The 20,469-nt window shown below is 62.5% G+C and carries 12 protein-coding genes, 4 pseudogenes and 2 other annotated features; of the genes and pseudogenes, 14 read left to right on the top strand and 2 right to left on the bottom strand.

The annotated features are described in order from the left end of the window. Window positions 1-468 (bottom strand): annotated as a pseudogene (locus HLH25_RS10030) (IS3-like element ISMtsp5 family transposase); the annotation flags it as partial. Window positions 469-546: 78 nt separating this feature from the next. Between HLH25_RS10030 and HLH25_RS10025 the strand changes: the two are divergent. The 4 genes from HLH25_RS10025 to HLH25_RS10010 all read left to right on the top strand — a co-directional run bounded on the left by HLH25_RS10025 (window position 547) and on the right by HLH25_RS10010 (window position 8,395). After that, on the top strand, window positions 547-2,388 hold the full coding sequence (locus HLH25_RS10025; RefSeq protein WP_182973920.1) for a TonB-dependent receptor domain-containing protein: 1,842 nt from the start codon (window positions 547-549) through the stop codon (window positions 2,386-2,388). Window positions 2,389-2,547: 159 nt separating this feature from the next. Further along, entirely contained in the window at window positions 2,548-3,708 is a 1,161-nt protein-coding gene (locus HLH25_RS10020) for an efflux RND transporter periplasmic adaptor subunit (protein ID WP_182973919.1), read from the top strand. Window positions 3,709-3,722: 14 nt separating this feature from the next. Next, window positions 3,723-6,863 (top strand): efflux RND transporter permease subunit, encoded by a 3,141-nt coding sequence (locus HLH25_RS10015; protein WP_182973918.1) that lies wholly within the window; start codon window positions 3,723-3,725, stop codon window positions 6,861-6,863. Continuing rightward, window positions 6,860-8,395 (top strand): efflux transporter outer membrane subunit, encoded by a 1,536-nt coding sequence (locus tag HLH25_RS10010; protein WP_182973917.1) that lies wholly within the window; start codon window positions 6,860-6,862, stop codon window positions 8,393-8,395. The genes HLH25_RS10015 and HLH25_RS10010 overlap by 4 nt, the downstream gene beginning before the upstream one ends. A 357-nt stretch (window positions 8,396-8,752) precedes the next feature. Here the strand turns inward: HLH25_RS10010 and HLH25_RS10005 are convergent. After that, window positions 8,753-9,183 (bottom strand): annotated as a pseudogene (locus tag HLH25_RS10005) (transposase); the annotation flags it as partial. Then, window positions 8,786-8,902, bottom strand: a sequence feature (AL1L pseudoknot). (Overlaps the previous pseudogene by 117 nt.) Window positions 9,184-9,360: 177 nt before the next feature. On the opposite strand from HLH25_RS10005, the gene HLH25_RS10000 reads away from it, so the two are divergent. From HLH25_RS10000 to HLH25_RS09955, 10 genes and pseudogenes are all read left to right on the top strand, one after another. After that, window positions 9,361-10,617, top strand: coding sequence for an MFS transporter (locus HLH25_RS10000; protein WP_182973916.1), 1,257 nt, complete (start codon window positions 9,361-9,363; stop codon window positions 10,615-10,617). Then, entirely contained in the window at window positions 10,614-11,867 is a 1,254-nt protein-coding gene (locus HLH25_RS09995) for an arsenic transporter (protein ID WP_182973915.1), read from the top strand. Before HLH25_RS10000 ends, HLH25_RS09995 begins: the two co-directional genes overlap by 4 nt. A gap of 143 nt (window positions 11,868-12,010) precedes the next feature. Further along, window positions 12,011-12,364: pseudogene (locus HLH25_RS09990) on the top strand (IS3 family transposase); the annotation flags it as partial. Continuing rightward, window positions 12,214-12,329 (top strand) — a sequence feature (AL1L pseudoknot). (Overlaps the previous pseudogene by 116 nt.) Beyond that, window positions 12,352-12,525: pseudogene (locus HLH25_RS20855) on the top strand (IS1380 family transposase); the annotation flags it as partial. The pseudogenes HLH25_RS09990 and HLH25_RS20855, both read left to right, overlap by 13 nt. 335 nt (window positions 12,526-12,860) lie before the next feature. Continuing rightward, window positions 12,861-14,114 (top strand): sarcosine oxidase subunit beta family protein, encoded by a 1,254-nt coding sequence (locus tag HLH25_RS09980; RefSeq protein ID WP_182973913.1) that lies wholly within the window; start codon window positions 12,861-12,863, stop codon window positions 14,112-14,114. 24 nt (window positions 14,115-14,138) lie between these two features. Further along, window positions 14,139-14,426 (top strand): sarcosine oxidase subunit delta, encoded by a 288-nt coding sequence (locus tag HLH25_RS09975; protein ID WP_182973912.1) that lies wholly within the window; start codon window positions 14,139-14,141, stop codon window positions 14,424-14,426. After that, window positions 14,423-17,431, top strand: coding sequence for a sarcosine oxidase subunit alpha family protein (locus tag HLH25_RS09970; protein ID WP_182973911.1), 3,009 nt, complete (start codon window positions 14,423-14,425; stop codon window positions 17,429-17,431). The genes HLH25_RS09975 and HLH25_RS09970 overlap by 4 nt, the downstream gene beginning before the upstream one ends. Then, complete coding sequence (locus tag HLH25_RS09965; protein WP_220791765.1) at window positions 17,424-17,966, top strand: sarcosine oxidase subunit gamma; 543 nt, start codon at window positions 17,424-17,426, stop codon at window positions 17,964-17,966. The genes HLH25_RS09970 and HLH25_RS09965 overlap by 8 nt, the downstream gene beginning before the upstream one ends. Before the next feature lie 131 nt (window positions 17,967-18,097). After that, window positions 18,098-19,354: an aromatic ring-hydroxylating oxygenase subunit alpha gene (locus HLH25_RS09960; RefSeq protein ID WP_182973910.1), complete on the top strand. Its 1,257-nt coding sequence runs from the start codon at window positions 18,098-18,100 to the stop codon at window positions 19,352-19,354. 29 nt (window positions 19,355-19,383) lie between these two features. Next, window positions 19,384-20,466, top strand: coding sequence for a hybrid-cluster NAD(P)-dependent oxidoreductase (locus HLH25_RS09955; RefSeq protein WP_246401904.1), 1,083 nt, complete (start codon window positions 19,384-19,386; stop codon window positions 20,464-20,466). Window positions 20,467-20,469 lie beyond the last annotated feature (3 nt).

The raw sequence follows: 20,469 nt of genomic DNA, 5'->3' as shown, positions 1-20,469 counted from the left end.
GTGGCTCCGGTCTCGCCGACGCAGGTGTCCTGTGTCGATAGAGTGTCGCCCGACTGATGTTCCACATCCGGCAGACTGCCGCCAATCCATAGGGACGGCCAGAGGATGGGGAGACCGTTGCACTCATGGCCGCGGCCTCCGACGGGCCAAAGGGCGCCCTCCCTCCAGGGCCGCGATCTTTTCACGCAGCAGTTCGCGCTCGATCATGACCTCGCCGAGCTTTGCCTTGAGGCGATCGCTCTCCAGCGTCTCTCCGTCGGTCTGTCGCGTCGCGAGACGGGCCTCGCCCCCAGAAAGGAAAGCGTCCTGCCATCCGCTCAGGGTCGCGGCTGTCACGCCCAGTTCGCGCGAGACCATCTCCAGGTCCTCACCGCGCAGCAGACGAAGCACGGCCTCCTTCTTGCGGCGGCGTGACATCCGTCCCCCATGCCCCGGTCGTTTCGCGTCGTTCTTCAGCTCGGTCGTCATCGTAACACCTCCGCACGTGTCTCACGTGCTTATCGGGTGTCTCAAAAAAACGGGAGGCGGGAGAGTGGTGCTCTGACGGTGCCGTCCACGCAGAATCTCGGTGGCGCCCTCCAGTTTTATTCCTCCGATCCGACGGACAAGTTCGGCGGAAAAGTATCGCAGCTTTTCGGCAGCAATAGTTCCTTCAGAACATTTGCGCGTGTCGATAGCGGTTCGCTCAATGCGACCGGTACGAAGCTGTTCGTCTCGATGGCACGAACGGATAACGACAAATGGAAGGGGTATGGCAGCCAGTTCGAGCAGCAGGTCAATGCCAAGCTGGTTCAGCCTCTGGGCTCGCTGGGCAAGATCACGACGATGTTCAACTGGTCGCAGTTCCAGCAATTCAATTATCTTGGCCTGAGCATGAATATGTTCAGAAAATTGGGCCGCAACCTTGATTACCTGTATCCTGACTATAGCACGGCCTATAATGCGGCTCTGGGAAATTATCCCGCCGCATATCAAGTTCTGGGCAACTCGGCCGACCTGCAGAATGCAACGTATCTGGATGGGGCACAGAGCCAGCAGAACTATCTGATGGCGGTGATTGCCGATCTGCATCTGACATCGCGCCTTGATGAAAAGACGATACTTTACGCGCATCTGTCCAATAGCGATATCGAAGCGACGGAGAATTTTCCCTCGCCCAATGGTGCGCCGCTTGCTCAGCAAAATGGCCCCAATAATCTGCGGCGTATCGGCTTTGTCGAGTCTCTGGATTACCGTATTGCAGGAAATACTATTCAGACGGGGGTCTGGTACGAAAATAGCGGCTATTTCTATCCGGCCGATTTCTTTCAGGAGCCGCTTCTGGGAGAAGGGCCGCCGCGTAACCCGCTTGGTCCGTTCAAGGATCCATTTGCGCGGGAGTTGACCGATCAGTTCAATACCAATATTTTTCAGTATTATCTTCAGGACACCTACGCGATCCGGCGTGATCTGCGTGTCAGCGCCGGCTTCAAGTCGTTTATCCAGACAACGCATGGCGGGGCCAAGAGCAATGATTCGGCCTTCACGGGGGAAGACGAACTCCCGAGCGGGACATTGACGGCTTCGAGTGCGTTCCTTCCTCATTTTTCCGTCAACTATAAGCCTGATTCGCATAACGAAATTTATGTCGATATTGCCGAAAACATGCGTGCGTACAGCTATAGCCCTTGGTTTGTCGCGAACGGGGGGGCGTGGGCCGTTCAGAACCAGCAGCAGTTCGTCAGTAACAAGAGTACGATCAAACCGGAGCGTGTGTGGGATTATGTTCTCGGCTACCGATTTACGACGAAGCATTTCGACCTGACGGCGGATGTTTATCATGCCGATTACTATAATAGATTGCTCAATACGACCGCCGGTTTGATCGTCCAGCCGATCAGCACGGTTGTGAATGCGGGTCGGGAGTCGATCTATGGGGCGGATGTGTCGGCGACGGTACGGCCGTTCGATGGGTTGGAGATCTTCAATTCGGTCAGCTACAACGATTCGGAATATCAGCGCGGCATCATGTATGAAAGTGCCTATGTCGAACTGAAGGGGAAGAAGCAGGTCGCTTACCCGAGCTGGATATACAAGACGAATGTCTCGTATGCCTATCGCCAGTTCCGCGCCACATTCAATGCGACCTATACGGATCGGCGCCCGCTTTCCTATGCCAACGATGTTTTCGTGCCGGCCTATTGGCTGGCAGGCGTATCGGCGAGTTACGATTTCGGACGGATTGGGGTGTTGCAGAACCTGCGGGCGGATTTGGGTGTCACCAATCTGTTCGGCGGCAAATATATCGGCGGCATGGGGTTCTCCGGATATCCGGTATCGGGCGATTATCCGACCCTGTTTGCTGGTGCGCCGCGACAGTTTTTCGGCACGCTGTCCGCAAAATTCTGATGATCTGCCGCCGGTATCGTCACTGATGGTACCGGTTCGCATATCGCCAATTCCAGGCCTGGCAGCAGTCAACATCGGAAGCGGGTTCTGACGGACGGTTGTCGTGCGTCAGAGCCCGCAGGTGATGGCGGGTGCTGTCGGCTTTGCCGGGACCAGGTCATGACGTATCGCCTCTTATGTCGCGCGGTGATCCTTGCCGGATGCGCCGTGCAGCCGTTGATCGCTTATACATCCTGTGCTGCCGCGACTTCCGTGCCGCCGCAGCGGGTGCTTGTGCAGAGTGTACGGGCCGCGCCGTTCACCAGGACCGCGGACCTGCCCGGACGAACCGAGGCCGTGGAGATCGCGCAGGTTCGTCCGCAGGTGAACGGGGTCATCAAGCAAAGACTGTTCAAGGAAGGGACGGATGTTATGGCCGGTCAGCCGCTCTATGTGATCGATCCGGCCCCTTATCAGGCGATTTACGATGCCGCTGCCGCGCGGGTTCTGCATGCGCAGGCGGTGAAAGGCTCGGCGCGGGCGCGGCTGGACCGATACGGCCCGCTGGTGCGGATTCATGCGGTCAGCCGCCAGGATTATGACGATGCCCTGGCGCTGGCCCGGGAGGCGGACGCCGATATCGCCCAGGCGAAAGCCAATGTCGCGCGTGCGGCGGTCGATCTCAGTTACACCCGTGTACGCGCGCCTATTTCCGGTCGTGTGGGGCGCTCTCTCATGACTGTCGGGGCGCTGGCGGCCATAGGGCAGAATTCCAGTCTTGCCGTCATCACCCGGCTTGATCCGATTTATGTGGATGTCAATCTGCCGGCAACCAGATTGCTGCAATTGCGCAGGGAACTGGCCCAGGGACGTTTGCGGCGGGTCAGCGAGGATGCTGCGACAGTCACGCTGACGCTGGAGGATGGCAGCCTGTACGAGCAGGCCGGACGACTGGAGTTTTCGGAAGTCAATGTAGATGAGGCCAGCGGTACCGTCGTGGTGCGCGCGGTGATGCCGAACCCGGAACACATGCTGCTTCCGGGTATGTATGTCCATGCCAGGCTGGAAGAGGGCGTCGATCCTGCCGCGCTGCGCGTGCCGCAGGATGCGGTCTTTCGTAATGCGCATGGCGATCCGATGGTCATGGTCGTGGACGGCGGCAATGTGGCCAGTGCGCGGGCGATTGCGACCGGTCCGGCCGTCGGTGGCGACTGGATCGTGACGTCGGGCCTGAAGGGCGGCGAGCGGATCGTGGTGAGCGGACGACAGAAGATCCGCGCGGGCGACACCGTTGATCCCGTCGCGGCGCCCCGGTCCGTACCGCCCGTTGACGCCGATTGAAGGCAGAACAGATTATGTCTCGATTTTTTATAGATCGGCCGGTTCTTGCCTGGGTGGTGGGGCTGATTGTCATATTGTTGGGCGGGATTTCCCTTTTCCGCCTGCCGGTTGCCCAGTATCCGTCAATCGCCGCGCCGCAGATCGCGATCAGTGTGATGTATCCGGGCGCTTCCGCCGAGACGGTGAACAATACCGTGGTGCGGCCGATCCTGCAGCAGATGTTCGGGCTCGATCATCTGGTGTACGTGTCCTCGCAATCCTATGCCAGCGGGCAGATGGAAATCGACCTGACCTTTTCGCAGGGGACCGATCCGGATATCGCCCAGGTTCAGGCGCAGAACAGGCTGCAACTCGTGCTGCCGCGCCTGCCGATTGCCGTGACGGCGCAGGGTCTGACGGTCACGAAGGCGGTCAAGGACTTCATGATGGTGCTGGCGTTCATTTCCAGGGACGGCAGCATGTCGGGCTTCGACATCGCCGATTACGTGGCATCGAACGTGTCGGATGCGATCAGTCGTGTGTCCGGTGTCGGCGACCATACGCTGTTCGGCTCGGAATATGCCATGCGGATCTGGATGGACCCTGGGAAGCTCTATAAATACGGGCTGACGATCGGTGACGTGCAGGCCGCGCTGATGGATCAGAACGTGCAGGTCTCCTCCGGCGAGATCGGGGGGCTGCCGGCCAGGCCGGGCACGCGCATAGACGCCACCATCATCGGTCCGACCCGGCTGACCTCGCCCGAGGAATTCGGGGACATCATGCTGCGTGTCGAACGCGGCGGCTCGCAGGTTCGTCTGAAGGACGTGGCGCGGATCGAATTGGGGCCGCAGAGCTATAACGTGACGTCCTTCTACAACAACCAGCCGACGGTCGGTCTGGCACTGAAGCTGGCGCCCGGAGCAAACCAGTTGACCACGGAAGCTTCCGTGCGCGCGGAGATGAAGAACCTCGAGAAATTCTTTCCGCCGGGCCTGCAGGCCATCTATCCGCTGGATACCGAGCCCTTTATCGTGCTGTCGATCAAGGAGGTCGTGATCACGCTGGCCGAGGCTATCGCGCTGGTCTTCGTTGTGATGCTGATCTTTATCCAGAATTTCCGTGCGACGCTGATTCCGACCATCGCCGTGCCCGTCGTGCTGATGGGGACGTTCGGCATTCTCGCGGCTCTGGGGTTTTCGATCAATACGCTGACCATGCTGGCCATGGTGCTGGCGGTGGGGCTGCTGGTCGATGATGCCATCGTGGTCGTCGAGAATGTCGAGCGCGTCATGGCGGAAAGGAAGCTGCCGCCACGGGAGGCGGTGCGGGTCTCGATGGACGAGATTTCGGGCGCGCTGGTTGGCATCGTGCTGGTGCTGACGGCGGTGTTTCTGCCGATGGCGGCCTTTGGCGGTTCGATCGGCGTGATCTATCGCCAGTTCTCGATCACCATCGTCGCCGCCATTTGGCTGTCGGTGCTGGTGGCCATGATCATGACGCCTGCCTTGTGTGCGACGATGCTGAAACCGGACATGCATCAGAGGACAACCGGGCTGGCGGGGTGGTTCAACCGCGCCTTTGGCCGAATGACCGATGGATACCGGGCGAGTGCCGGATGGATGCTGCGGCGCGGCGGGGCGTCGCTGGTGATATATGGTCTGCTGGTCGGTCTGGTCGTCTTCCTGTTCATCCGGCTTCCGGAAGGGTTTCTTCCGGACGAGGATCAGGGGTTGCTCTTCGGTCAGGTGACGTTGCCTCCGGGGGCTACGGAGGAGCAGACGGCGGCGGTCAATCGCCGGGTCGGCGATTATATCCTTCGGAGCGAACGTGAAAACGTGGTGTCGGTCTTCGCGACGAATGGATTCAATTTCGCGGGCGAGGGGCAGAATGCGGGCGCTTTCTTCATCCGTCTGAAGGACTGGAGCATCCGCCAGGGCGCTGATCGGTCGTCGGCCGCGATCGCGATGCGGATCATGACGCATTTCGAGACGGACCGTGAAGCCGAGATCTTCGCCATCAACCCGCCGGCGGTGCTGGAGTTGGGCAACGCGACCGGTTTCGATCTTGAACTGGAGGATCGCGGGCATCTCGGTCATGAGAAGCTGCTGGCCGCCCGCGACCAGATATTGATGGCGGCGGCCAGGGACCCGCGTCTGGCGGCTGTGCGTTCGAACGGTCTGGAGGACGCGCCGCAATACAAGCTGGAGATCGATCGCGAAAAGGCGAATGCGCTGGGTGTGACCAATGCCGAAATCAATACGACGATCGAAGGGGCGCTGGGGTCGATCTACGTCAATCAGTTCATGCGCAACGATCGGGTGAAGCAGGTTTACATTCAGGGCGAGGCCGATGGACGCCGGTTGGCCGAGGATCTCGGCAAATGGTATCTGCGCAACGCCGCGAACGGGCTGGTCCCCTTCGATGTGATCGCGAAAGGTCACTGGACCTTCGGCCCGCAGAAGGTCGAGAATTATAACGGACTGAATTCATACGAAATCCTTGGCCAGCCGGCCCCTGGATATAGCAGCGGCGCAGCCATGGCGGCCATTCGGGAGATCATGGACAGGTTGCCGCCCGGCATCGGGTACGAATGGACGGGCCTGTCGTTCGAGCAGATGCGCTCAAGCAGCGCGACCGGGCCGCTTTATGCGCTGGCGGCAACGGTGATTCTGCTCTGTCTGGCCGGGCTGTATGAAAGCTGGGCGGTGCCCTTCGCGGTGATGCTGGTGATTCCGCTGGGTGTGCTGGGGGCGCTGACGGCCACGTTGTGGCGCGGACTGGCCAACGATGTCTATTTCCAGGTGGGCCTGCTGACCACCGTGGGACTGACTGTGAAAAATGCCATTCTCATCGTTGAATTCGCCAAGGCTTTCTTCGAGGCCGGCGACGCGCTTGCGGATGCGGTGATCAAGGCCGCATGCGAACGTCTGAGACCGATCCTGATGACGTCGATCGCGTTCGTATGCGGTGTGTTTCCACTGGCGATCGCAACCGGGGCCGGGTCGGGGGCGCGGACTGCGATCGGTACCGCCGTTGTCGGCGGCATGATGTCGGCGACCGTTCTGGCGATCTATTTCGTTCCCGTGTTCTTCGTGCTCGTGCTTCGGGTTTTCCGGGTTCGTCGGCGAAAGGATCGCGTGGAACTGTCCCGTGCGGGAAACCTGGGTTCATGACGGGGTATCTTATGCGCAGGTTTGGTCCGCTGCTGTTCGCGGCGCTGTCGGGATGTACGCTGATACCCGATTACCATCGGCCGGCGCTGCCGGTCTCCGCCATCTGGCCGCAGGGGGCGGCGTATCATGCCGGGGCGTCGACTTTTGTCGAGACTGCCGCCGCCGATCTGGGATGGCGCGATTTTTTCGTCGATCGGCGGCTCAGGGCGTTGATCGCCCTCGCTATCCGGGAAAACCGCGATCTGCGATCGGCGGCCTCTGCCGTGGTGCAGGTGCAGGGACAGTATCGTGTGCAGAATGCGTCGCTGTTCCCGCAGATCGGGGCGACGGGGCAGGCGCTCTATCAGGCGCCATCGGACAATGCGGGGCTGAGCTTTGCGCCGGGCTTGCAGCAGGGGCGGGGCAATTCCGCCTATGCGAACGGCAATGTTTTCAAATATTATCAGGCCGATATCGGTTTCTCCGCGTATGAGGTCGATTTTTTCGGTCGTATCCGCAGTCTTTCGCGCGAGGCGGCGGATCGCGCCCTGAGCCAGTCCGCCAACCAGCGCACTTTGCTGATCAGTGTGATCGCACAGGTGGCCACTACCTATGTTGCCTGGCTTGCGCACGGCGAAGAGCTGAAAATAACGGGGCAGACCATGGCATCGCGGGGCGAAACGCTGCGTCTGACCCGCGCCAGCTTCGACAGCGGTGAGGCCAGTCAACTTACCCTGCGGCAGGTCGAAGGACAGTTCCAGCAGGCTGCGGCGGATTATGCGCAGTTCCAGAGGCAGGTCGCGCAGGACGAAAATGAACTCGCGCTGCTGGTTGGCGCGCCGTTGCCGAAGGATCTGCCCCCGCCGGCGCCGTTCGGGCAACAGACGCTTCTGGCCGATCTGCCGGCGGGGCTTCCGTCCGATCTGCTGGATCGGCGCCCCGACATTCAGGCGGCTGAGTTTTCCCTGCTTGCGGCCAACGATGATATCGGTGCGATGCGGGCCGCCTTCTTTCCGCGGGTGATCCTTACGGCTTCGAATGGTGTTTCCAGCCTTCAGTTCCATAATCTGTTCACGAGGGGCGGGACGACGTTCGGCCTGAACCCGCAGATACAGATCCCGCTGTTTACCTGGGGGCAGAACGAAGGAAATCTACAGGCGTCCCGCGCCATGCGGAACCAGCGTGTGGCTGCTTATGAAAAGGCGGTTCAGACCGCGTTCCATGAAGTGTCGGACGCGCTGACCGCGCGTGCCACGTATCTGGACCAGTCGCGGCAGGTTGACGCACTGGTCGTGTCCTGGGCCGATGCCTGCCGGCTGGCGCGGGCACGCTTCGACGCCGGGGTGGATTCCTATCTGACCACTCTGGACGCGGAGCGGACGCTTTATGCCGCCCAGCGAAGCCGGATCGAAGTGCAGGCGGCGCGGTATCAGAACCTGATCACTGTCTACCGCGCCTTGGGTGGGGGATGGCATGACGATACGGCCCGGCCGGGTATGAAGAATGCCGACGGCGGCGCCGCTCCGTTTGCCGATGTGCGCCACGCAGGATGATGGCATGCTGCGTCATGGGGCGCGATGGAGACGAGAGGCATGGCCGCGCTGCGATTGGTCCTGCCTGATAGGCCGGGCGCGCGTCGTTCGGCCGGCTGGGGCCGAATTGGAGCCTGGATGAATCAATATGATATGGAAAATATCCAATTAAATCAAAGCATAGTGTTCCGGCTTGAAAGCCGTCGCGCATGGGTGGGATGCTCGTGGCTGAGTGTGGGGTATGGGTGCCGGTGACGGGCGAGACCGCCGAGACTGGCATCGCCCGATGGGCCTGAGCTAAGCCACCCGGTGAGATCAGGCTGGCCGCAATGGCGTTTCTGTCGATTCCCACCTAAACGGGCCCGCCCCGACGCTACCGGCCTTACGCGCGGCATGTTCATGACAGGAGGACGGGGCGACCGCCAGTTCGCGGCAGATCGGCTCGATCCCTAAGTCCTCACGATGGCCGTCGATGAACGCCATCATCATTTCCCGCGGCGGTCGAACTCCGCCATCGCAAAATACGCCGATTCCTTGCGCAGGATCTCGTTGGCGCGGCGCAATTCCTTGACCTCGCGCTCAAGCGCCCTGAACCGAACCCGCTCGTCACCAGCTTGCCCAGCCGGCCCCTCTCGCCGCCTGGCCTCATCGCGGCACCAGCGGCGCAAAGTCTCCGCCGGGCAACCAATCCTGGCCGCAATCGACGTCATCGCGGCCCATTCCGAGCCGTAGTCGGCGCGATGCTCACCAACCATACGGACCGCACGTTCCCGGACCTCGGGCGAAAATCTCTGGCTCATCGTGTTCATGATAGCTCCTTCTCGCAGATAGGAGCCTCAGGGAAACCCGGGACGCTTCATGCTCACATGATGTTTCGTTGCTGTCGCATCTTAATGGATCGCATGGCTGTGTATTTTTAATGGGCTCTTGTAACTTATTGTTTGCTATGTTGTTAAGCTCTCCGATCTGGTGAAAAGAGCCCTGTGATGCACGCTTGTGTGGCTGGTCTGAAGACAGAGGGGCCGCAAGGCATCCTGTCAAACCGCGCATTGTTTTCATTATGTGCCCTGAATTTCTTTATGGCTGACGTGCAGGCGGGGATTGGTCCTTTCCTGGGTGTGTTTCTTCAGCGTCATGGCTGGCAGACCGGGCCGATCGGATCTGTGATGATGGCTGGTGGCATTGTCGGCATGCTCGCCACCGTCCCTGCTGGTGCGCTCATCGACCAGACAACGAAAAAACGTCTGTTCGTCATTATTGCGGCACTCTGCACCATTTCAGCTTCTCTTCTCCTGCTGAATTCACAATCGACGCTTGTCGTAACCATCAGCCAGATGGCCACGGCGCTGGCCGGGGCGGGGATCGGCCCCTTGATGGCCGGAATGACGCTCGGGATTGTTCGCCAAAAAGGTTTCAACGCGCAGATTGGCCGGAATCAGGCCTGGAACCACGCGGGCAATATGGTTGGGGCCGGATTGTCTGGCTGGCTCGGTTGGATGTTTGGCCTGCCCGCGATTTTCTTTCTTGAAGTCACATTTGGTCTGCTGGCTATCGCGGCCGTTCTCCTGATTCCTGAGAAATCTATCGACCATCAGGCTGCGCGAGGGCTGGAAGATGGAAAGAGCCATGCTGAAGGTAAGGCGGAAGGGATAAGGTCGTTTCTTCGGCACAAACCGCTTCTGATCCTCGCGGCCTGTCTCTGCTTCTTTCATCTCGGCAACGCTGCGATGTTGCCGCTTTACGGTATGGCTGTCGTCAGTGCGGGGAAAGGGAACCCCGCAATGTTTACGGCGATGACTGTGGTGGTGGCTCAGGCTGTGATGATCGGCGTCAGTCTTTTGGCCATGCGTTTTGTGGCGAGCCGTGGATATTGGATCGTGTTGCTGATTTCATTTGCTGCCCTGCCGCTCCGGGGCGTGATTGCCGGTACGTTTATCGAGCACTGGGGTGTGTGGCCCGTACAGTTTCTGGACGGTATAGGCGCGGGGCTTCAGAGCGTTGCCGTGCCAGGTCTGGTGGCGCGGCTCCTTAATGGCACAGGCCGGGTCAATGTGGGGCAGGGTGTCGTCATGACGGCACAAGGCATCGGGGCAAGTCTCTCACCCGCGTTGGGGGGATGGCTTGCCGAGGAACTGGGCTATTCAACCGCATTTTACACTCTTGGTTGTTTTGCAGTTCTATCATTGGGACTATGGATTTTCTCGGCATCGGTCATACGTTCTGCGGAGCATGCACACGCATGATGTTTCATCATGAGGCGATCTGGGCGATTGCAGCACTGACAACGGCCGGAGTCATTATCCGGCCATTTCGGATTGCCGAGTGGGTGTGGGCTGTAACAGGAGCCGCACTTCTTGTCGTGATGGGTCTGATCCCGGTTTCCATGGCTGGAGCGGGAATCCTGAAAGGGGGAGATGTCTATCTCTTCCTGATTGGCATGATGCTGCTCAGTGAGACGGCGCGGGCAAACGGTCTGTTTGACTGGATTGCGACATCGGCAGTCAATCATGCTGCGGGCTCAACGAGCAGACTGTTTACACTGGTCTATCTGGCTGGTGTCGTCGTGACGACATTCATGTCCAATGATGCGACGGCAGTCGTGCTGACACCTGCGGTGCTTGCCGTGGCAACCAAGGCGAAAGCGGATCCTCTTCCTTTACTGTTTGCCTGTGCGCTTATTGCCAACGCGGCCAGCTTTGTCCTGCCGGTTTCCAATCCGGCTAATCTGGTTCTCTACGATGGTGCGCTTCCGGCTTTGGGATCGTGGATGGCATCGTTCGCACTGCCGTCGTTGATGGCCATCGTGACAACCTATCTGGTCCTCCGTCTGATTGAGCGCAAACATCTCAGGCAGGCGTGTGCATCTCAGGTGGAGCCAATGCGCTTGACCGTGGGCGGAAGAGCCGCTCTTGCCGGGATCGTGCTGACGGCCGTCCTGCTCGTGACGATATCCGCTTTTGATCGTCCCCTCGGTCTGCCGACCGCGCTGGCCGGTGTGGCAATGGCTCTGGCAGTATCCGTGCTGGCACGACGCTCACCATTAACATTGGTGAAGGAGATTTCATGGGGCGTTCTGCCTCTCGTGGCAGGGCTGTTCGTTCTGGTCGAAGCCATCGACAGCACCGGACTGATTGGGGAAATCGCGCAGATACTTAAGCGTGCGGCCCAGTCTGATCCGACAGCGGCCGCTCTCGGCTCCGGTTCCCTTCTGGCGTTTATCTCAAACCTCATGAACAATCTGCCAGCCGGGTTGATCGCGAGCGAAGCCGTGGTACAGGCGCATCCGCCGCGTCTCGTAGTCGATAATCTCCTGATCGGCGTTGATCTCGGCCCCAACCTGTCGGTTACGGGATCGCTGGCCACAATCCTGTGGCTTCAGGTGATCCGCCGGGGCGGCGAGGATGTCGGATTCCTGCAATTTCTCAAGATAGGTGCCGTTGCAATGCCTGTGGCGCTGGTGACCGCCCTCGGTGCGCGACTATTGATGGGATGAGGTTTCCGTTCATGATTCCATGGAATCAACGTTTTTAAGCACATGTCTGAGCAGGGACACGAGCGTTTCAATCTCCTCTTCGGTCAGATCCATTGGAGCGTCCCGGGTTTCCCGGAGGCTCCTATCTGTGAGCAGGAGCTATCATGAACACGATGAGCCAGAAATTTTCGCCTGAGGTCCGGGAACGTGCGGTTCGTATGGGGCACGGCCCCCGTATGGTTGGGGAGCCTCGCGCCGACTACGGCTCGGAGTGGGCAGCGATGAGGTCGATTGCCGCGAAGATAGGCTGCACGGCGGAGACTTTGCGTCGCTGGTGCGGCGATGGGGCCAGGCGGCGAGAGGGATCGGCGTATTTTGCGATGGCGGGGCTCGACCGCCGCGGGAAATGATGATGTCGTTCATCGACGGCCATCGTGAGGAGTTGGGTATCGAGCCGATCTGCCGCGAACTGGCGATCGGCCCCATCCTCCTGTCATGAACATGCCGCGCGTATGGCGGGTTCTGTCGCGACAGCCTGATGGCCCGGTGCGGGGCCAACCGTGTCGATTTCCTGTTCGGCCTGTCGCGCAATGCACGGCTGGTCGCGGAGATCACGGGCGAACTGGCGGCCGCCAAGGCCCAAAGCCGCATGACCGGCAGGCCGGCCCGGCGGTTCCGGATCGCCATGCCGCCCCCAAAAAACACCGCCTCATCCGGCGGTGATGCATTCGCTCGACCGGAAAACCGGAAAACAGGGGGCATCACCAATTTCGACCGTCAGTCGGAATTCAATCCAGAGCACAGAGCCAGGCTCATACCTCTCTGTGAGATCGGCACGTTAGGAGCCTCCGGAAAACCCGGGAGGCTTCAGGGCACAGGCGACATACCGACATACGGGCGCGTCATGTCGCAAATATGCAAGTGTCGCGTCATTTTCGTAAAAGATTTTTGCTGGCGGTTCTTTCATTTTCAAAACCAGTTCTTGAGCCGGTGAGGAAGTGAGTTTAGGCCGTTATGCAAAAATTTTCCGCCTTTTCGCTCGCCCGTCAGGCGCTTGGGCGTCATCTGGGGTGGCAGCCCCAGTGGCGTTCGGTGGCACCGAAGCCGAGCTATGACATCATCATCGTCGGGGGAGGCGGCCATGGACTTGGCGCGGCCTACTACCTGGCCAAGCAGCATGGTCTGCGCAACATCGCCGTGGTCGAGCGGGGATGGCTGGCCGGTGGCAATACCGCGCGCAACACGACCATCATCCGCTCGAACTATCTGTTCGAGCAGAGTTCCTCCTACTACGAGCATGCGCTGAAGCTGTGGGAGGGCCTGTCGGACGAACTGAACTACAATGTCATGTTCAGCCAGCGCGGCTGCCTGATGATCGCGCATAACGTTCATGACGTGCAGGTGTTCAAGCGGCATGTCTATGCCAACCGGCTGAACGGTATCGACAATGAATGGCTGACGCCCGAGCAGGTCAAGGCATTCTGTCCGCCGCTGAATATTTCGCCGAATATCCGCTATCCGGTCCTGGGGGGCGCGTTGCAGCGTCGTGCCGGTACGGCGCGGCATGACGCGGTGGCCTGGGGTTATGCCCGCGCCGCCAGCGATCTCGGCGTGGACATCATCGAGAATTGCGAGGTCACGGGCATCGACCGCGACGCGTCCGGGCGCGTGACGGGGGTGCAGACCACGCGGGGGCCGATCCGGGCCGGGAAGGTGGGCGTTTCGGCGGCGGGTCACAGCTCGGTGGTGATGGCGATGGCGGGCATCCGTCTGCCGTTGCAGGTCAACCCGTTGCAGGCGCTGGTGTCCGAGCCGGTGAAGCCGGCCTTTCCCTGCGTGGTGATGTCCAACACCATCCACGCCTATATCAGCCAGTCCGACAAGGGCGAGATGGTGATCGGCGCCGGGACCGATTCCTATGTCTCGTACACCCAGCGCGGGGGGCTGCATATTCCGGCCCATACGCTGGAGGCGATCTGCGAACTGGTGCCGGATTTCCGCCGCTTGCGGATGCTGCGGTCGTGGGGCGGGATTACCGACAACACGCCCGACCGGTCGCCGATCACGGCGAAGACGTCGGTGCCGGGCCTGTATGTCAATTGCGGTTGGGGCACCGGCGGCTTCAAGGCGACGCCGGGTGCGGCGAACCTGTTCGCCTGGACGATCGCGCGAGACGAGCCGCATCCGATCAACGCCCCCTTCACGATCGAACGTTTTCGCGAAGGAACCCTTATCGACGAAGCCGCCGCGGCGGCGGTCGCGCACTGACGTGCCGCCAGACGGAGAAAGATCATGTTGCTGATCGCATGTCCCTATTGCGGCCCGCGTGCCGAGATCGAGTTCGCTTATGGCGGCGAGGCGCATATCGCCCGCCCCGGCCCCGGCGTAACCGAGGAGGAATGGGCCGCATTCCTGTATCTGCGTGACAATACCAAGGGCGTGCTGGCCGAGCGCTGGCGCCATTCCCATGGTTGCGGGCGCTTCTTCAACGCATTGCGCGACACACGGACGGACCGGATCCTGACCACCTACGAGATGGGCACGCCACGGCCCGATATCAAAGAGGGAGAAGCGGCATGAGCGGCGCTTTCCGCGTGTCCGGGCGTGGGCGGGTCGATACCGCGCGCCCGGTCTCCTTCCGTTTCGACGGCCGGACCATTCGCGGCTATGAGGGCGATACCGTCGCCTCCGCCCTGTTGGCTCAGGGCCAGCATCTCATGGGGCGGTCGTTCAAATACCATCGGCCGCGCGGTCCGATCTCGGCGGGGTCCGACGAGCCGAACGCGCTGATCGGCGTGGGCGAGGGGGCGCGGCATACGCCCAACCTGCGGGCGACCCAGGTCGAGATCCACAAGGGTCTGGTGACCGTCAGCCAGAACCGGGGGCCGCGCCTGAATTTCGATGTCGGTGCGATCAATACGTGGCTGGCGCCGCTCTTTCCCGCCGGGTTCTACTACAAGACCTTCATGTGGCCGCGCGGGTTCTGGGACAAGGTCTATGAGCCCGTGATCCGTCGCGCGGCGGGGTTGGGCAAGGTCGCGACCGCGCCGGACCCGGATCATTATGCGCTGCACTACGCCCATTGCGACGTGCTGGTGATCGGCGGCGGCCCGGCGGGCCTGACGGCGGCGCTGGCCGCGGGCCGGACGGGCGCGCGCGTCATCCTGTGCGACGAGACGCCGGAGCTGGGCGGCACCCTGCTGTCCGACGCCCATAGCCGGATCGACGGGCTTTCCGCCGCCGAATGGGTGGCCAAGGCCGGTGCCGAGTTGAAGGCGCTGCCCAACGTGCAGGTGATGACCCGCTGCACGGCCTTCAATTATGGGCCGCACAATATGGTGGCGCTCAACCAGCGCCTGACCGAGCATCTCGCGACCCCCGATCCGGCGATGCCGCGCGAGCGGATCTGGCAGGTGCGGGCGGCCGAAGTGGTGGTTACGGCGGGTGCGCTGGAGCGGCCGCTGGTGTTCGAGGGCAATGACCGGCCCGGTATCCTGCTGGCGACGGCGGCGCGTACCTACCTCAACCGCTACGGCGTGCTTCCCGGCAAGTGCGCGGTGATCGTGACGGCGGACGATTCCGCCTATCGCGTGGCCATCGAACTGGCCGAAGCCGGGGTGCGGATCGCCGCGATCGCCGATCTGCGCGCCAATCCGGATGCGCCGGTCGTCGCGGAAGCGAAAGCCCGCGGCATCGTCGTCCTGCCGTCCACGACCATTCAGAAGGCGAACGGCAACCTGCGGGTCAGGAGTGTCGAACTGGCGCCGGTGGCGGACAACGGGCGCGTCGGCAAGGGGCAGCGCTTCGTCTGCGACTGCGTGCTGATGGCGGGTGGTTTCACCCCGAGCCTGCACATCCACAGCCAGGCGCGCGGCACGATGCGTTTCGACGAGGTGCTGGGTGTCTATCTGCCGGATCGGTCCGTCGAGCGCCTGCGCTCCGCCGGATCGTGCCGTGGTCTCTTCGCCTTGCAGGACGTGCTGGATGACGGCGCGGCGGCCGGCCTCGCGGCGGCGAAGGCGGCCGGCGGCGGGGATGCGGAGCGGCCGGCGCCGCGCGTGACGGACGCCGACGCGCCGGGAGCGGGCGGGTTCGCGGGTGCGCTGCCGCGTCGCGGCCTGGGTAGCCTGGCGCTGGCCTTCGTCGATTTCCAGAACGATGTGACGGCCAAGGACGTGAAGCTGGCGGTGCGCGAGGGATTCCAGTCCATCGAGCATATCAAGCGCTACACCACCACCGGCATGGCGACGGACCAGGGCAAGAGCTCGAACGTCAATGCGCTGGGAATCGCGTCCAAGGAACTGGGGCGCGCGCCGCAGCGGGTGGGGCTGACGACGTTTCGGCCGCCTTATACGCCCGTTACGTTCGGAGCCTTTGCCGCGCATGCGCGGGGCGACCAGTTCGACCCGCTGCGGCTGGCGCCGGCCGATGGCTGGGCACGCGCCCAGGGGGCGGTGTTCGAGGATGTCGGGTTGTGGCGCCGCGCCCGCTATTTCCCGCGCGGCGGGGAGGACATGCATGCCGCCGTGACGCGGGAATGCAGCGCGGTCCGGACGGCGGCGGGGATCTTCGATGCCTCGACGCTGGGCAAGATCGAGGTCGTCGGCCCCGATGCCGCCGAGTTCATGAACCGTTTCTATATCAATGCCTGGACCAAGCTGGGTGTCGGCAAGTGCCGCTATGGTCTGGTCTGCCGGGATAACGGCTTCGTCTATGACGACGGGGTGGTCGGGCGGATCGCCGCCGACCGGTTCCATGTCACCACGACCACCGGCGGCGCGGCCGGCGTGCTGAACATGATGGAGGATTATCTCCAGACCGAATGGGCGGATCTGGATGTCTGGCTGACCTCGATCACCGAGGAATGGGGCGTCATCGCGCTTCAGGGACCGAAGGCGCGCGAGATTCTGGCGCCGCTGGTGGACGGCATGGACATCTCGGCCGAGGCGCTGCCGCACATGGGGCTGAAGGAAGGGACGATCGGCGGCGTGCCGATGCGGCTGTTCCGGGTCAGCTTTACCGGCGAGGTGGGGTTCGAGATCAACGTTCCGTCCGGGCGGATGGGTGCGGTGTGGGAGCGGATCTGGGCGGCGGGCAGCCCGCACGGGCTGACGCCGTACGGCACCGAGGCGATGCACGTTCTGCGTGCCGAAAAGGGCTATCTGATCGTAGGTCAGGAAACTGACGGCACCATGACGCCCGGCGATGTCGGCTGCGGCTGGGCGGTCAGCAAGGCCAAGCCGGATTTCATCGGCAAGCGCGCCCTGGCCCTGCCGGCGCTGAACGCGCCCGACCGGCCGCAGATGGTCGGCCTGCTGACCGACGACCCGCGGACGGTGCTGGAGGAAGGCATGCAGCTTGTGCGCGCGCCCGAAGCGCCGGCGCCGGTGTCGGCCGACGGGCATGTCACCTCGTCCTATTACAGTCCGGCACTGGGCCGGTCGATCGCCATCGCCATGGTCAAGGGGGGCCGCGATCGCATGGGCGAGACGCTGTATGCGCCCGCGATCGACGGCGCCGCGATCAAGGTGAGCATCGTCAACCCTGTCTTCTATGATACCGAAGGAGTGCGTGTGAATGGCTAGGTCGATGGCGGAGGGGATGATCGCCCCCGATACCGCGCTGGTCCGTGAACGCCAGTCGCCGCGTTACGTGTTGCAGGGACGGGCGCCCGCGCTTCAGGCGGCCGGAAGGCTGCTGGGGCTGGACGACGCGCCCGCGCTGCTGCGTGCCGCCACCGGGGCGGGCGGCACGGCCCTGCGGCTGGGGCCGTTCGAGCTGCTGCTTCTGCCGCAGGCCGACGATCCGGCGGGGATCGAGGCGGCTCTGGGTGCCGTGCCGCACAGTCTGGTCGGGGTTTCCGACCGCAATGTGACGCTGACGTTGGAAGGGCCGTGGGCGGCGCGGATTCTGTCGGGGCTCTGCCCGCTGGATTTCGCGGAACACGCCTTTCCCGTCGGTATGGCCACGCGCTCGGTGCTGGAGAAGGCCGATGCCGTTTTCTGGCGGACGGCGCCGCATCGCTTCCATATCGAGGTCTGGCGGTCCTTCGTCGCCTATGCCGAGAACGGCATCCGCGAGGTGGCGCGGGGCATCACTTTTGCGAGTCTGGCGATATAGCGGAAATTCATGGCGCGAATTGAAAAGTGCCATAGTATATCGATATCGTAACGTCATCGTCGAGGCCCCGATCGAACGGGCCGGGTCTGCTCCATATATCCGTCTCGTCCTCCGCTGGAGACCGTTGTGCCATGACGAACTACGATATCGCCGCCATTCGCGAACTGGTCGCCCGTCGGCGACCACGGCATGCGCTGGAGAGCGCGTTCTATACCTCGCCTGAGGTCTTCGCGGCGGACATGGACGCGATCTTCCATCGCCACTGGCTTTATGTGGCCGTGGAATGCGAGGTGCCGGAGGCCGGCGACGCCCTGGCCGTCGATATCGGCAAATCCTCGGTCGTGATCGTGCGGGGCGACGACGAGCAGATCCGGGCCTTCCATAATGTCTGCCGCCATCGCGGCGCGCGCCTGCTGCCGCCGGGGCCGGCCATCGTCGGGAATCTGGTCTGTCCCTATCACGCCTGGACCTATGGGCTGGATGGGACGCTGAAATTCGCCGAACATATGGGCGAAGGGTTCGATCATGCGTGCCTGGGGCTGCGTCCCGTCGCGCTGCGCTCGATGGCCGGGCTGCTGTTCGTCTGCCTCTCCGACGATCCGCCGGACGATATCGACGACGTGATCGGCCAGATGGAGCCCTATCTGGCGCCGCATGACCTGAAGAACACGCGCGTTGCCCATACGGCGGACCTGATCGAATACGGCAACTGGAAGCTCGTGCTGGAGAATAACCGCGAGTGCTACCATTGCATGCCCAACCACCCGGAACTGACCATTCCCCTCTTCGCCTACGGATTCGGCTTCGCGCCCGAGGAACTGGGCGCGGAGGAACTGGAGCAGGCGGAACGCTACGCGACATTGCGCCGGACATCGCATGAACGGTGGGAAGCGGGGGGATTGCCGTCGCGCCTGATCGAGCATCTGGAGGACCGGCCCACCGGCTTCCGGACCGAGCGGCTGCCGCTGGACGGTTCGGGCGAGAGCCAGACGATGGACACGATGGCGGCCTGCCGGCTGCCGCTGGGCGCGCTGCGCGACAAGGCGGCGGGTGGCCTGCATTTCTGGACCCAGCCCAATTCGTGGCACCATTTCATGGGCGACCATGTCGTGACCTTTTCGGTCATTCCGCTTGACGAAGGACGCACGCTGGTGCGTACCAAATGGCTGGTCCACAAGAACGCGGTCGAGGGTGTGGATTACGATCTGGAAAACCTGACCGGCGTATGGAACGCCACCAACCGGCAGGATGCCGATCTGGTGGAAATGACGCAGCGCGGGGTGAGCGACCCTGCCTATATCCCCGGCCCCTATTCGCCGCATACCGAAGGACTCGTGGAGAAATTCATGGAGTGGTACTGCGCGCGTCTCAAGGTGCATCTGGGTTGATGGATGAAACGCCAGCGTGCAGGATGCAGATGAGCGATCGTGATCCGCCCCCCTTCTGGGACCCCGAAAGTGATGACGTGCTGGTCTGCCGCGCCGTGCGGCGGCAGACCCACGATGTTGCGACCTTTATCCTGACGGCGGCCCAGCCCAGGCGGTTCCGCTACACGCCCGGTCAGTTCATGACGTTTACCGTCAGGATCGACGGTGCGGAAATCCATCGCTGCTATACCCTGTCCTCGTCGCCGAGCCGGCCGGATTCCGTGGCGATCACGGTCAAGCGCGTGCCCGGCGGGCCGGTTTCCAACTGGCTGCACGACCATCTGCGACCGGGGATGGACATCGCGGCGCTAGGCCCGATGGGCGATTTTACGCTGGACCCGCCCCGTGATGCCGCGCCGGAGAAATATCTCTTTCTCTCCGCGGGAAGCGGGATCACGCCGGTGATGTCGATGGCGCGGAACCTGATCGACACGCGCTTTGACGTGGACGCGGTGTTTCTGCATTCCGCCCGTTCGCCCGAAGACCTGATCTTCGCGCGGGAACTGGCGTGGATGGCGGAGCAGGCGCCGTCGTTCCGCGTGCGGTCGATCTGCGAGCGCGACACGCCGCAGAACCGCTGGCCGGGCGCGATGGGTCGGCTTGACGCCGCATTGCTGGCGCGTGAGGTGCCGGACCTGTGCGACCGTCATGTTTTCGTTTGTGGACCGGAAGGATACCGGGCATCGGTTCGCGCCCTGGTCGGGCAGGCCGGACTGGACATGGCGCATTTTCACGAAGAGAGCTTCGATTTCGGCGTGCTGGCGGCGGAGGAGCCCGACATTCCAGCGCAGATCGAGGCGCTGGATGCGGCGCGGCACAAGGTCAGTTTCACGCGCAGCCGGCGCGAGATCGAATGTGGCGCGGACACGTTCGTACTCTCCGCCGCGCGGGCGGCGGGCATGCGCCTGCCGGCATCCTGTGCCAAGGGCATGTGCGGGACCTGCAAGTGCAAGCTGGTGTCGGGGACGGTGGACATGCAGCATGACGGCGGCATCCGTCAGCGCGAGATCGATCAGGGCATGATCCTGATCTGCTGCGCGCGCCCCACCAGCGACCTTGTGATCGAGCGTTAGACC

Source organism: Gluconacetobacter dulcium (assembly GCF_014174165.1).
GTDB classification, from domain to species: domain Bacteria; phylum Pseudomonadota; class Alphaproteobacteria; order Acetobacterales; family Acetobacteraceae; genus Gluconacetobacter; species Gluconacetobacter dulcium.
This window is presented reverse-complemented; position numbering and strand designations above follow the sequence as displayed.

Excerpts from the sequence above, each read along its gene's own strand:
- HLH25_RS09955 (WP_246401904.1), top strand. The coding sequence starts at position 19,384 with ATGAGCGATCGTGATCCGCCCCCCTTCTGGGACCCCGAAAGTGATGAC.
- HLH25_RS10010 (WP_182973917.1), top strand. The coding sequence starts at position 6,860 with ATGACGGGGTATCTTATGCGCAGGTTTGGTCCGCTGCTGTTCGCGGCG.
- HLH25_RS09980 (WP_182973913.1), top strand. The coding sequence starts at position 12,861 with ATGCAAAAATTTTCCGCCTTTTCGCTCGCCCGTCAGGCGCTTGGGCGT.
- HLH25_RS09960 (WP_182973910.1), top strand. The coding sequence starts at position 18,098 with ATGACGAACTACGATATCGCCGCCATTCGCGAACTGGTCGCCCGTCGG.
- HLH25_RS09970 (WP_182973911.1), top strand. The coding sequence starts at position 14,423 with ATGAGCGGCGCTTTCCGCGTGTCCGGGCGTGGGCGGGTCGATACCGCG.
- HLH25_RS10015 (WP_182973918.1), top strand. The coding sequence starts at position 3,723 with ATGTCTCGATTTTTTATAGATCGGCCGGTTCTTGCCTGGGTGGTGGGG.
- HLH25_RS09965 (WP_220791765.1), top strand. The coding sequence starts at position 17,424 with ATGGCTAGGTCGATGGCGGAGGGGATGATCGCCCCCGATACCGCGCTG.
- HLH25_RS09975 (WP_182973912.1), top strand. The coding sequence starts at position 14,139 with ATGTTGCTGATCGCATGTCCCTATTGCGGCCCGCGTGCCGAGATCGAG.
- HLH25_RS09995 (WP_182973915.1), top strand. The coding sequence starts at position 10,614 with ATGATGTTTCATCATGAGGCGATCTGGGCGATTGCAGCACTGACAACG.
- HLH25_RS10000 (WP_182973916.1), top strand. The coding sequence starts at position 9,361 with ATGCACGCTTGTGTGGCTGGTCTGAAGACAGAGGGGCCGCAAGGCATC.
- HLH25_RS10020 (WP_182973919.1), top strand. The coding sequence starts at position 2,548 with ATGACGTATCGCCTCTTATGTCGCGCGGTGATCCTTGCCGGATGCGCC.